The organism is Cypionkella sinensis, assembly GCF_042646385.1.
Taxonomy (GTDB): domain Bacteria; phylum Pseudomonadota; class Alphaproteobacteria; order Rhodobacterales; family Rhodobacteraceae; genus Cypionkella; species Cypionkella sinensis.
Map to the genome: position 1 here is coordinate 254,051 of NZ_JBHRTO010000002.1, position 13,147 is coordinate 267,197.

12 protein-coding genes are annotated in these 13,147 nt (G+C 61.9%); 6 read left to right on the plus strand and 6 right to left on the minus strand.

Going from position 1 to position 13,147, the window contains the following annotated elements; genetic code table 11:
- Positions 1-11 precede the first annotated feature (11 nt).
- The 3 genes from ACFOGH_RS16445 to ftsY form a co-directional block, all read right to left on the minus strand.
- Positions 12-626: an inner membrane-spanning protein YciB gene (locus tag ACFOGH_RS16445; protein WP_380074247.1), complete on the minus strand. Its 615-nt coding sequence runs from the start codon at positions 624-626 to the stop codon at positions 12-14.
- Positions 627-630: 4 nt separating this feature from the next.
- Entirely contained in the window at positions 631-1,530 is a 900-nt protein-coding gene (locus ACFOGH_RS16450; protein ID WP_380074248.1) for an EamA family transporter, read from the minus strand.
- Positions 1,531-1,603: 73 nt separating this feature from the next.
- Positions 1,604-2,599, minus strand: a complete 996-nt coding sequence (gene ftsY / locus ACFOGH_RS16455; RefSeq protein ID WP_380074249.1) for a signal recognition particle-docking protein FtsY — start codon at positions 2,597-2,599, stop codon at positions 1,604-1,606.
- 309 nt (positions 2,600-2,908) lie between these two features.
- Between ftsY and ACFOGH_RS16460 the strand changes: the two genes are divergently transcribed.
- A complete protein-coding gene (locus ACFOGH_RS16460; RefSeq protein WP_380074250.1) occupies positions 2,909-3,952 on the plus strand; it encodes an alkane 1-monooxygenase in 1,044 nt (347 codons plus the stop codon).
- A gap of 68 nt (positions 3,953-4,020) precedes the next feature.
- The gene (locus tag ACFOGH_RS16465; RefSeq protein WP_380074251.1) at positions 4,021-4,443 is read left to right on the plus strand and encodes a hypothetical protein; all 423 of its coding nucleotides are present in this window, start codon (positions 4,021-4,023) and stop codon (positions 4,441-4,443) included.
- Between the two features lie 191 nt (positions 4,444-4,634).
- Here the strand turns inward: ACFOGH_RS16465 and xseA are convergent, their stop codons facing one another.
- Both xseA and ACFOGH_RS16475 read right to left on the minus strand, forming a co-directional pair.
- Entirely contained in the window at positions 4,635-6,194 is a 1,560-nt protein-coding gene (xseA, locus tag ACFOGH_RS16470; protein WP_380074252.1) for an exodeoxyribonuclease VII large subunit, read from the minus strand.
- An 87-nt stretch (positions 6,195-6,281) separates the two neighbouring features.
- Positions 6,282-6,833, minus strand: a complete 552-nt coding sequence (locus tag ACFOGH_RS16475; RefSeq protein ID WP_380074253.1) for a hypothetical protein — start codon at positions 6,831-6,833, stop codon at positions 6,282-6,284.
- An 84-nt stretch (positions 6,834-6,917) separates the two neighbouring features.
- Between ACFOGH_RS16475 and purD the strand changes: the two genes are divergently transcribed.
- The 4 genes from purD to blaOXA all read left to right on the plus strand — a co-directional run bounded on the left by purD (position 6,918) and on the right by blaOXA (position 12,699).
- A complete protein-coding gene (gene purD / locus ACFOGH_RS16480; protein WP_380074254.1) occupies positions 6,918-8,180 on the plus strand; it encodes a phosphoribosylamine--glycine ligase in 1,263 nt (420 codons plus the stop codon).
- A gap of 219 nt (positions 8,181-8,399) precedes the next feature.
- On the plus strand, positions 8,400-10,388 hold the full coding sequence (locus ACFOGH_RS16485; protein ID WP_380074255.1) for a calcium-binding protein: 1,989 nt from the start codon (positions 8,400-8,402) through the stop codon (positions 10,386-10,388).
- 79 nt (positions 10,389-10,467) lie between these two features.
- Positions 10,468-11,724, plus strand: a complete 1,257-nt coding sequence (locus tag ACFOGH_RS16490; RefSeq protein WP_380074256.1) for an aspartate kinase — start codon at positions 10,468-10,470, stop codon at positions 11,722-11,724.
- A 168-nt stretch (positions 11,725-11,892) separates the two neighbouring features.
- Positions 11,893-12,699, plus strand: coding sequence for a class D beta-lactamase (gene blaOXA, locus ACFOGH_RS16495; RefSeq protein ID WP_380074257.1), 807 nt, complete (start codon positions 11,893-11,895; stop codon positions 12,697-12,699).
- On the opposite strand, the gene ACFOGH_RS16500 is transcribed toward blaOXA, so the two are convergent.
- A complete protein-coding gene (locus tag ACFOGH_RS16500) occupies positions 12,696-13,067 on the minus strand; it encodes a DoxX family protein (protein ID WP_380074258.1) in 372 nt (123 codons plus the stop codon). The two genes, blaOXA and ACFOGH_RS16500, sit on opposite strands and share 4 nt — an antisense overlap.
- Positions 13,068-13,147 lie beyond the last annotated feature (80 nt).

Consider the following 13,147-nt stretch of genomic DNA (forward strand, 5'->3'; position numbering starts at 1 on the left):
AAACACCCTGTTTACGTCTTGTCCGAGGGTGTGTCGGTTTCGATCGCATAACGGCTGAGAACCGCACTTTGGCTGATGAAGAACAGAAACAGCGCAGCCGTCAGCCCGAAAGTCTTGAAGTTGACCCAAGCATCGGTCGACAGCAGCCGCCAAACCGCCTCATTCGCAATCGCCAACGCGAAAAAGAACGCGCAGAGGCGGCGGGTCAGGATCATCCAGCCCTCAGGGTGCAGCGGCAGGGTCTCTTCCATCACCAGCTTCAGATAAGACTCGCCGCGCAACAGGCCGATGCCCAATGTGATGGCAAAGGCCAGATACAGCAGCGTTGGTTTCATCTTGATAAAGCGCTCATCCTTCAGCCAGACCGAAAGCCCGCCCATCACGATCACCAGCACCAGTGTCATGATCTGCATCTTCGACAGCATGCCGGTCAGCTTCCACAGCAGCGCCGTGGTGGCGATGATCAGCACGACGAAAACCGCCGTCATCACCAGAAAGCCGGAATAATCGGTGCCAAGGATGTGGAAGGTTCTGTCTTTGACATAACGGAAGCCAGCGAAGAACAAAACGATGGGGCCAAGCTCCAGGGCCAGTTTCACCATCGGGTTCAATTTTGTGTCGGCCATCGGATTACCCCGCCCATTCCATCACGACTGCTCCTAGCGCAATCAGCGCCATCAGGCCAGTGCGGACAAGCCCCACCTTCTCGCCCAGCACAAGCCAGCCGATCAGGGCCGCAAACACGGTCGAGGTCTCGCGCAGCACAGCCGCCTCGCCGACACGGTCCAGCCTTGTGGCGATCATGATCGAGCCGAACGAGAAATAGGCGACGAAAGCGCCGATCAATCCGCGTTTGAACAGGGGGATGGCTTGGGTGCGTGTCAGGGCGGTAAGGCGGCGTGCCATCAGGGCGGGGATGAAGATGCCGTCCAGCATGAAGAACCACGCAAGGAAGGTGAACGGATCGGCGGTGGCGCGGATGCCCCAGGCGTCATAGGTGGTGTAGGCGGCGACCATCGCGCCGGTGGCGGCGGCAAAGCCCAGCGCGGGCACCAATGTGGCGCGGTTCTCGGTCAGATGGCGCAGGTTGTAGGCGGCAAGGCCAAGGATGCCCGCGACCAGCAGGCAAACGCCGAACCATTGCAGGGGGTGGTAATGCTCGCCAAACACCAGACCCGCGCCGATCACAGTGAACAGCGGCCCGGTGCCGCGCACCACGGGATAGACCACAGTATAAGCGCCACGATCATAGGTCATCGCTTGCAGCAGTTTGTAGATGGCGTGGATCACGAAGGCGCCTGCAAAGATCGCCCACATATGCGGTTCCGGCCATGGCACGACGAACAGCGCAAAGGGGGCGGCGATGGCGCCATAGGTCAAATCAATCACCGCGCGCGACAGCCATGGGTCGTGCTTGCCCTTTTGCAGGGCCCCGAACAGCGCGTGCAAGACGGCGGCCAGCAGCGCCAAGGCCAAGGCGAGGTGCTGGCCAGTGGGGGTGCCTGCGATGGAGACGAGCCAGTTTGACATTGTTCACGCTGCGCTTGGGGCGGGCAGCCGGGGCCAGCCCCGGACCCCGGAGTATTTAACCCAAGATGAAGGGCTAGTCGGGTTGGCCGACCAGTGCCTTGGCGAAATCTTCGGGATCGAAGGGCGCAAGATCGTCGATCTGCTCGCCCACGCCGATGGCATGGATCGGCAGGCCGAACTTATCGGCCAAAGCCACCAGCACGCCGCCCTTGGCGGTGCCGTCGAGTTTCGTCATCACAAGGCCAGACACATCGGCGATCTTGCGGAAGATCTCGACCTGCGCGAGGGCGTTCTGCCCGGTGGTGGCATCCAGCACCAACAGGGTGTTGTGCGGGGCTGTCGAGTCTTTCTTGCGGATGACGCGGACGATTTTGGAGAGTTCCTCCATCAGATCCTGACGGTTTTGCAAACGGCCTGCGGTGTCGATCAGCAGAAGGTCGGCACCGTCGGCCTGAGCACGGGTCAGCGCATCAAAGGCGAGGCTGGCCGGGTCAGAGCCTTCGGGGGCAGTCAGCACCGGCACACCGGCGCGGGTGCCCCAGACCTGCAACTGTTCCACCGCCGCCGCGCGAAAGGTGTCGCCTGCGGCAATCACTACGGATTTCCCGGCAGCTTTGAACTGCGAGGCGAGTTTGCCGATCGTGGTAGTCTTGCCCGAACCGTTCACCCCCACCACCAGCACAACCTGCGGCTTTTGCGGATAAAGCGGCAAGGGGCGCGCCACGGGTTCCATGATGCGGGCGATTTCGGCCGCAAGCGCCGCGCGCAACTCGCTGGTCGAGATGCGCTTGCCAAAGCGGCCCTCGGCGATATTGGCGGTGACGCGGGTGGCAGTCTCGACGCCCATGTCGGCTGTGATCAGCAGCTCCTCAAGGCTTTCCAGCATCGCATCATCGACCAAGCGGCGCGGCTCATCGCTGCGGCCAATCAGGCGGGAGATCAGGCCGGGTTTCGCCTCGGGCTCTGGCGCGATGCTGGTTTCGGGCTCGGCCACCAAAGCCTCCAACCCCTCACCGATCTTGTCGGAGGAGCGGAACATCCGGTCTTTCAGCTTCTTGAAGAACGACATGGGGCCTCGGGGTTGGAGTCGCGTTCCCTTCACCTAGTCAATTCGCGGCGGATTTGAAAGGGTTCAGCCTTTGGGGTGCATCCAATAGACGCTGGCCCCCATCAGGATCAACGCCTGGCCCAGCCAGTAGGCGGGCCCAAGCATAAAACCTAGATGGCTGTCGAGATCGAGCGATCAGTCATAAACAGCCACCGCCAAGCTAGCGACGGAAGACTGCAAGGCCAACAGAGCAAACATGTTCAGCATGGTGTAGACCTTTGGCGCGTCATCGCTCTGGTGATCTGATCACGCTCTGCTATTTTGGCGCTCATGCAAGCCGTAACCTCACGTCCTCTGCCGATGGCGCTGTTCGCGCTGGCCTCGCTGCTGCCCTTGGCGCTGTTTGGCGCAGGCGTGGTTTGCGGTGGTTGGTGGGCGGTGGCGGGGCTGGTCTATATGACCGGGTTTGCCGCTTGCCTTGATCAGATCAGCGGCTGGTTTCAGGGCGATGCAGCGGAGGGGGCCGAGTTTCCGGCCGCCGATGCACTGCTGGTTGCGGTGGCGCTGGGCGCGTTGGGGCTGATGCCGGTGGCGGTTTGGGCAGTAGCGGGTGCGTCTGGGCTTTCTGTTGGCGGGCAGCTGGCGGTGTTTGCAGGCACGGGGCTGTGGTTGGGTCAGGTTGCCAATCCGGCGGCGCATGAGTTGATCCACAGGCCAAGCCGGGGTTTGTTCCGGCTGGGGGCGCTGGTCTATTGCTGGCTGCTGTTTGGTCATCACACCTCGGCGCACCGGCTGGTGCATCACCGCCATGCGGCCAGTGCGCAAGACCCGAACACGGCGCGCTCGGGTGAAGGGTATTATGCCTTTCTGCTCCGGGCCTGGGGCGGCAGTTTCAGGCGTGGTTGGGCGGCAGAGGATGCGTTGCGGGCAAAAGGCAAAACGGGGCTGCATCCCTATGCCATTTACATCGGCATGGCGCTGGTCTGTCTGGGCCTTGGCTTTGCGATTGCCGGGGTTTGGGGAGCGCTGGTCTGGGGCGCGCTGGCGGTGCATGCGCAATGCCAGTTGATGCTGTCGGATTACGTACAGCATTACGGGCTGGTGCGGGCGGTGCGCGCCGATGGTCGGCTGGAGCCGGTGTCGGTCCGGCACAGTTGGAACGCGCCGCATTGGTTCTCATCGGCGTTCATGCTGAATGCGCCGCGCCATTCCGATCACCATGCGCATCCGGCGCGGCCCTACCCTGCCCTGAGCCTGCCTGGGCGGGAAGAGGCGCCGATGCTGCCTTGGCCGCTGCCGGCCGCCTGCATGATCGCTTTGTGCCCGCCGTTGTGGAAGCGCGCGATCCGTCCGCATCTGAAGCCCTGGCTTTAGGCGAACACAAAGCTGTCACTGGCATTATGCGCCGCTGCGAGGCAGGATCAAACGACGGGGGATACCAGATGCGCTACAGACTCAGCCTTGCCATGATGGCAATTGCAGCCCCGCTGTGGGCGGAAGAACCAGCACCGATTGCGCCGCCCACCACCCCTATGACGGGTGCCGCATTTGAGGCCTATGTTACTGGCAAAACCCTGACCTATGCCAGCGGCGGGGCGGTCTATGGCACCGAGCAGTACAAGCCGGGGCGCAAAGTGGTCTGGGCCTTTACCGAGGATGAGTGTCGGGAAGGCTACTGGTATGAACAAGGCCCGCAAATCTGCTTTGTCTATGAAGACCCGAACGATCCACAATGCTGGCTGTTCTTCATGGCTGCAGGTGGCATGAAGGCCGAATTCATGGGCGCAGGCGGTGGCGCAGATTTGTCAGAGGTCGCGCAGTCGGCAGGCCCGATGAGTTGCATGGGACCACAGGTCGGCGTTTGATCTGAACCTGGTGCCGCCTTGGGTGGCATCGAGCCACCACGCGGCGGCGCTGCCGGGGATAGAGCCTGTGATGGCAGGATTGCGCGGATGCGGTATTTCATCTTGGTCTAAATACTCCCGCCGGAGGCTCCTTTGGCAGATGTCGGATGCCTCCGGCGGGAGTATTTAGACCAAGATGAAGCCAGATCCTCTTAGAACAGGCTGCCTTGGGTGGGGCCGGTGGGTTTGGGCTTTTTGGCAGGACGCGCGCCAAGGGTCAGGCGGCCATCGGCGAATTCGATCTCCAGCGTTTGCGCCTTTTCTGCTGCGGCTTTGCTGGTGACGACATCGCCATCGCCGCGCACCACCGCGTAGCCGCGTTGCAGGGTTTCGGTGTAGCCCAATGTGGTGCGGGTGCGGTCCAGCGCCTCGAGCCGTTGCGCGAGGCTGCGCAGGCGATGGGTGGGGGCGGCTTGCAGGCGGGCATCGAGGGCGGCGAGTTTGGTGCGGCCGTCGGCGGTGTTGCGGCTGGCATCGGCGATCAGGCGCGTCAAGGCTGCGGGCAGGCGCGAGGCCCATTTGTCGAAGTTCGCGTGTTTGCGTTCGGCTACGCGCAGGGTGCGGTCGCTCAGGCGCAGATCGGCGGCGGCCAGCGCTTCACGGCGACGGGCGACGAGGGTCAACAGCGCTTCGGGGCGCAGGCGTGAGGCCACGGTGGCATAGGCGCCGCGTTTCTTCGCTGCCGCCATGCCCAGCGCACCGCCAAGGCGTTGGCCTGCGGTATCAAGCCTTTGGCGCGGTGTGGCGAGCAGGCTTTCCAGCCGGGGCAAGGCGCGCGCCAGATCGCGCAGGCGTTGGTCGCGGCGTTGCAGGGTTTGCGCAGCACCCCGCGATTGGCGGGCCGCAAGGTCGGCCAGCGTTGCCAGCAGGTCCAGCCGCACTGGCACCGCCAGTTCGGCGGCAGCGGTAGGGGTCGGCGCGCGCAGATCAGCGGCATAATCGATCAGCGTCGTGTCGGTTTCATGCCCCACAGCCGAGATCAGCGGGATCTGGCTGCTGGCTGCGGCACGGACGACGATTTCCTCGTTGAAGCCCCAGAGGTCTTCCAGAGAGCCTCCACCGCGCGCAACGATGATCAGATCGGGGCGCGGGATTGCTCCGCCGGGTTGCAACGCGTTGAAACCCTTGATAGCGGCGCTGACTTCGGCAGCGCAGTTCTGGCCCTGCACGGCGACGGGCCAGATCAGCACATGGCGCGGAAAGCGGTCGCGCAGGCGGTGCAGGATGTCGCGGATCACTGCACCCGAGGGCGACGTGACCACGCCAATCACCTGCGGCAGATAGGGGATCGGCTTTTTGCGGGCGGGGTCGAACAGGCCCTCGGCCCCCAATGCTGCTTTGCGTTTTTCCACCATCGCCATCAGCGCGCCTGCGCCTGCGGGGGCGACATCATCGACGATCAGTTGATATTTCGACTGGCCGGGGAAGGTGGTCATCCGCCCGGTGGCGATCACCTCCATGCCTTCCTCGGGGCGGACCTGCATCTTGGCGACCTGGCCCTTCCACGACACAGCATCGAGGGAGGCGCGATCATCCTTCAGCGCGAAGTAGAGATGACCTGAGGCGGGGCGGCTGACCCGGCCCACCTCGCCACGCACGCGGACAAGGCCGAATTCGCCCTCGATGACCTTTTTCACCGCACCGGAGAGTTCCGAGACGGTGAATTCGGGCGAGTTGGAGGGCGCGGGGGTGTCTTCGAATAGATCGCTCATTCAAAAGGTTTGACATAAAAACTGATCCGCGAAAAGCGCTCGCAGATACCTCTTTAGCCATCGCCCGGCGGTTCAGCCCAATGGCGATCAAAGAAAATAAGGTAAGCAAACGCGATAACAAACAAAACAAAGCCTAATGTAGCTACGATACCTGACTGCACCCATTGACCCATTATGCCCATCGTGAGACCCAGACCGCACGCGAGAAAGGCCCGTTTTTTTGCGTTGAACCTGCACGTGAGTCGGCCAAATTTCGTATGGTGGTGTAGCGGCAAACTCTTGTTGATACAGTTCCAGCGTGCGCTGATAGGCTGGCTCGTGGACGAAAGACGATAAGCTGGTATTGACCCGCCTTGCCGCACCACCCCACCAACGCTTGATCTCCGCGAACGCGATGGAGTTGGGTGTGTCGCGCGTTTGAATAAACGCGATAAGGGGAGAAGGCATGAGTGGGCCTTCGGCAATGTGGTGCAGATATCGAAACCTTCTGTATTCTAGCATCAATAAGATGCACTTGTCTGGGTCGAGTTCGAATGTTCTGCGTAGACTCTTGGAAACTGCCCGCTCAAGGGTCATGTCGGCGGTGGCAAGGGCGCTTCGTGCAGCCTTGATGTCCTGCCACAGTTTATCGTTGCGCATTGCCACCTCGCACGTCGCAGCACTTGTTCAATCGTCATCACCATCCTATGAAGCCTGCATCCACAAGCCAAGCAGGAGCGCGCCATGAACATCCTTATTCTCGGCTCGGGCGGGCGCGAACATGCTTTGGCTTGGGCGGTGAAGCAGAACCCCAAGACGGATCGGCTGATCGTCGCCCCCGGCAATGCGGGGATCGCGCAACTGGCGGAATGTGCAGCGTTTGACATTCTGGACAGCGCGGCAGTTGTGGCGTTTTGCGAGGCCAATGCGATTGATTTCGTGATCGTCGGGCCAGAGGCGCCGCTCGCCGCCGGGGTGGCGGATGCGACGCGTGCGGCAGGTTTCCTGACCTTTGGGCCAAGCGCGCAGGCGGCGCGGTTAGAGGCATCGAAGGCCTTCACCAAGGAAATCTGCGACGCTTGTGGTGCGCCGACGGCGGCTTATGCGCGCTTTACCGAAGCCGCTGCGGCAAAGGACTACATCCGCGCGCAAGGTGCGCCCATTGTCGTCAAGGCCGATGGATTGGCCGCAGGCAAGGGCGTGATAGTGGCCATGACCGAGGCCGAGGCTTTGGCTGCCATCGACGACATGTTCGGCGGTGAATTTGGCGCGGCTGGCGCGGAAGTGGTGATCGAGGAGTTCATGACCGGCGAGGAGGCCAGTTTCTTCATCCTGACTGACGGCGTTCATGCCTTGCCGATCGGCACGGCGCAAGATCACAAGCGGGTGGGGGATGGCGATACCGGGCCGAACACCGGCGGCATGGGCGCATACTCGCCTGCCCCGGTGCTGACCGATGCGATTGCCCAGCGCGCGATGAATGAGATCGTCTTGCCGACGATTGCCGAGATGGCGCGGCGCGGCGCGCCCTATCAGGGGGTGCTTTACGCCGGCCTGATGATCAAGAACGGTCAGGGGCGGCTGGTGGAATACAACGCTCGCTTTGGTGACCCGGAAACGCAGGTGCTGATGATGCGGCTGGGGGCGCAGGCGCTGGATCTGCTGCTGGCCTGTGCCGAGGGGCGCTTGGACAAAGCGCAGGTGAATTGGGCGGATGATCACGCGATTACCGTGGTGATGGCCGCCAAAGGCTATCCGGGGGCTTATCAAAAGGGCTCGGTCATCGAAGGGCTGGAGCGGATGCCCGAGGACAGCCGTCATATGACGTTCCATGCGGGCACCGCGACAAAAGACGGGCAGATCGTTGCCAACGGTGGCCGGGTGCTGAACATCACCGCGCGCGGCGATACTCTGGCCGATGCTCGCAACCGCGCCTATGCGATGATTGATCTTTTGCATTGGCCCGAAGGCTTCTGCCGCTCTGACATCGGCTGGCGCGCGCTGTAACCGAATTCTGCACCAGAATTCGGGCCGGAATTTATGCAAATTCCGGTTTGCTGCGCCGGATGTGATAAATTCACACTAAATTGCACCGATTTGCATTTTCTGACATAGTGCCCCCGATTGATCTGCAATGGCCTGCCCGTTCTGGCATCCCGTCGCGCGACAGTTTTTGCGTATGAGTTGATACCCGGAATTGAGACAGCGTCATTGAAGGAACCCGGCTTGGCCGATCCCAGCATCACACGCGTGGCAACAGGCGGCATCGGCGCTGATGCGATGACGGTGCGGCAGAGGTTTCTCGCAGGCGAATTGATCGCGACTGGCGCAATCCGCACCTATATCACCACACTGAACGGCGCATCCGGCGATGATACCTTAACCGGCTGGCAGGGCCCATCAAACTGGGCAATCTTTTTCAACGCCGCGCCATCCGGTGAAACCCTGGCCATCCGCAGCGTGCTGGCAGGTGGGGATGACAACGATACGTTGATCTCGGCAAAATACCCAACCGGCCTAAGTGCAGCCCAAGCCGCGGCCTATAGTCTTGCGGAAACGCTGTCGGGCGGGATGGGCGATGACAGCTACCAGTTGAACCACACCGATGCCCGCGTGATAGACGTGGCGAATGGCGGCACCGACCGCGTCTTTATCACCGCGACCTACCTGCTGCGGGCGGCGGCTTTGGGCATACAAAGCGTCAGCATGGTGCCGATGCAGAATGTGGAAACCCTGATCTTGCAGGGCAGCAGCAAATTCGACGTCACCGGATCGGATCTTGCCAACACCATCACCGGCAATGCTGCGGCCAACCGCATCACGGGCGGGCTTGGTGCCGATACACTTTATGGCGGCGACGGCGCAGATAAACTCTACGGCGACAGGGCTTCTGCCTCGACCCTTGGCAGCGATGATCGGCTCTATGGCGGCACGGGTGCGGACAGTCTGTGGGGCGAGGCCGGGAATGACTATCTCGACTCGGGCGGTGATGCCGATTGGCTCTATGGTGGCACTGGCAACGATACCCTGAACGGCAATCTTGACGACGACCGCCTGTTTGGCGGAGTGGGCGACGATTCCCTGATCGGGCTGAACGGGTTTGACACCCTAAGCGGCGAGGCAGGCAACGACCGGCTTTATGGCGGCAGCGATCGCGACAGCCTTGCGGGCGGCGATGGGGACGATGCGCTGTATGGCGGAACCGAGGATGATACGCTCGACGGCGGTGGCGGCAACGATATGCTGGTGGGCGATGGCGGCGACGACCACCTTAGCGGCGGTGCAGGCAACGACATCTATCTGATCGACAGCGCTGCTGATCGGGTGATCGAACTGTCCGGCGAAGGCTATGACACCGTGCGTTCGTCGGTGATCGCGCTCAGCGGCGGCGACTACGCCGAAGTCGAGGTCTTGCAACTGCAAGGCACGCAGCACCTTGATCTGTCCGGCGGTGGTCAGGTGGTGCAGTTGATCGGCAACAGCGGCCAGAACACACTAACCTCGGGCGGCATGGACGGCGAAAGCCTCTATGGCGGCGCGGGCAACGACGTGCTGTTGGCGCTGACCGCCTTCACCCGGGTAGAGCTTTATGGCGGCACCGGCGATGATCGTTATTTCCTTTACGATCCAACACTTGATCACGTCCACGAAACGGCCAATCAGGGCTTTGACGTGGTCGAAACCGACAGCGTAACGCTCGATGCCAGCGCAGGCGCGGATTACGGCCAAAACATTGAAGTGCTGCGCCTGCTGGGCACCGCCGCGCTGGATCTGACCGGCGGCGGCACCGTGCAACGACTAGAGGGCAATGCGGGCACCAACCGTCTGACGGGCATGGCCAACGCCGAGTCAATCCTCGGCGGCGCGGGCAATGACACGCTGGATGGTGGCGGCGGCAACGACACATTGGCAGGCGGCGCGGATTGCGACGAACTGCATGGCGGCGCAGGCGCGGATCGTTTCGTGTTCGATCTGATCAGCGATGGCGGCATCGACTATCTGGACGATTTTGAGGCGGGCGACGTTCTGGATCTGCACGCCGCAGCGCTGGCCACAGGCCCCGGCGTGCCGCTGATCGGCGCGAGCATTGGCAGCTATAACGCGATGTCCGTGTGGCTCTACGCCTTCGATTTCAACGGCGACGGCACAACCGATCTGGCATTCTATTCACGCAACGCCATTGGGTTGACCGATTTGCTGGCCGGGTTCGGGTAAGCCCCCTCATCGCTGGCCTTGCCCTCGCGGGCGCTTCTGTTATGAAGCCCGCGATTTGAATGGCAGGAAAAGGCGTATCATGCCGCTTCTGGTGATGAAATTTGGCGGCACTTCGGTGGCCGACCTCGCGCGGATCGAAAATGCCGCGAAAAAGGTGCAGGCCGAGGTCGCGCGTGGCTATGACGTGATCGTCATCGTCTCGGCGATGTCGGGCGAAACCAACAAGATGGTCGGCTTTGTCGAGGGCACCTCCAAACTCTATGACGCCCGCGAATATGACGCGGTGGTGTCGAGTGGTGAGAACGTGACCGCCGGTCTGATGGCGCTGCGTTTGCAGGAAATGGGCATTGCGGCGCGGTCGTGGCAGGGTTGGCAAGTGCCGATCAACACCACATCCGCCCATTCCAGCGCCCGTTTTGTCAACATCCCGCGCGACAACATCGACGCGAAATTTGCCGAAGGTTTCAAGGTGGCCGTGGTGGCAGGCTTCCAAGGCGTGTCCGCCGAAGGCCGGGTCACAACGCTGGGCCGGGGTGGGTCTGACACCACCGCCGTGGCCTTTGCCGCCGCCTTTGGGGCCGAACGCTGCGACATCTACACCGATGTCGATGGCGTCTACACCACCGACCCCCGCATCACCAACAAAGCCCGCAAGCTGGACAAGATCGCGTTCGAGGAAATGCTGGAACTGGCATCGCTGGGTGCCAAGGTGCTGCAAACCCGCTCGGTCGAACTGGCGATGCGCTACAAGGTGCGGCTGCGGGTGTTGTCCTCGTTTGAGGATACCGATGAAAATTCTGGAACGCTGGTCTGCGACGAGGATGAGATCATGGAATCGAAAGTAGTTTCTGGCGTGGCCTACAGCCGGGATGAAGCCAAGGTGACGCTGGTGCGGGTCGAAGACCGCCCCGGTATCGCCGCCGCCATCTTTGGTCCTTTGGCCGAGGCAGGCGTAAACGTCGACATGATCGTGCAGAACATCTCAGAGGTTGAGGTTGGCAGCGTCAAGGGTGCCACCACCGATATGACCTTCTCCTGCCCGACCAATCAGGTCGCCCGCGCGCAAAAGGCGATGGAAGACGCCGTGGCTGCGGGCACGATCACCTATGATGGCATCGTGGTCGACAGCGACGTTGCCAAGATTTCGGTGGTTGGCATCGGTATGCGCAGCCATGCAGGCGTTGCCGCCACCATGTTCAAGGCGCTGTCGAAAGAGAACGTCAACATCAAGGTCATCGCCACCTCCGAGATCAAGATCTCGGTGCTGATCGACCGCAAATACATGGAACTGGCCGTGCAGGCACTGCACGACGCGTTTGAGCTGGAGAAGGCCTGACGCTTTCGATCTGCCTGCGAAAATCACGCCGGAGAGCCTTGGGCTTTCCGGCGTTTTTCGTTGGCCCCGCGTTGGGACCATTTAAATCTGTGCTTATTATCAGTATGTTGATATTTTCCGTTAAGGATTTGGCAAGATTTGCCATCGGGGGCTGACATACGCAGAATTATGGCCACCTTGCTGGCTTTGGGTATGCTGCTGGCCGCGCCCTTGGTCGCGACTGCAGCGCCGCAGACCATCTGCACCCTGATCCTGTCGACCGAAACCGGCACGGTTTTACGCGAAGAAGGCGACTGCGCCACCCGTGTCACGCCAGCCTCGACCTTCAAGATTGCGCTGGCGGTGATAGGCTATGACGCGGGATTTCTGACGTCTGCGACGCAGCCTGTGCTGCCCTATCAGACCGGCGATCCGAAATGGGGCGGTGCCAACTGGATGCGCGACACCAACCCGACCGATTGGATGCGCTATTCGGTGGTGTGGTATTCCCAGCGGATCACGCAGGCGGTGGGGGCAGACAAGCTGACCCGCTATGCGCAGGCATTTGGTTATGGCAATGCCGACTTCCACGGCGATACCGGCAAGGACAACGGGCTGAAACGGGCCTGGATCGCCTCGTCATTGCAAATCTCACCGCGCGAACAGGCGGCGTTTCTGCGCGCGTTGGCTACCGATGCCTTGCCCGCAAGCCCCGCCGCGATGGCACAAGCGCGCGCGATTGTGGAATGCACGCCGGTTGCAGATTGGACAGTCTGCGGCAAAACCGGCACCGCCTATCCGCGCAAGAACGATGGCAGCTTTGACTATGCCCGCGGCTGGGGCTGGTTCGTGGGCTGGGGTATTCACACGGGCGACAACGTGGTGTTCGTGCGCCTGACACAGGCCCGCGAACGCAGCGAGGGCTCGCCGGGGAACATGACGCGCGACGCCTTCCTGGCTGAATGGCCTGCCCTGATCAAAGACCTTCGTCGCTAACCCCTGCCCCACCAGACAAACCGCCCCGGCCCGGTGCTGGCCAAGATCAGCAAGCCCCCTGCAATCGACCAGTTTTTCACCATGATCGTCACCTGCCATGGGTCGGCGCGCAACTGCCAATGAAAATAGCTGGTAAACACGCAATATCCCGCCAGCACCAGCGCCCAGACCCGAACGCCGGGGCCAAAGATCAACCCCAAGCCCGCGATCAGATTAAAGGCCGCAACAGGCCAGACCAACCAAACCGGCAACCCGATCGAGGCAATCATCGCGCTGACAGGCACCGGGTCGCCCAACTTCTGCGCCGCACCGCCGAGAAACAGCAAGGCGATCAGGATGCGGCCCAAAAGGTTAAGGCTATCGTTCATGGCCTCAGGATCGCAGGTTATCACAAGGCGGGCAATGCTGCCTGTAAAGCGGCAAGCGCACAGTTGCGTGACGCAAAGCC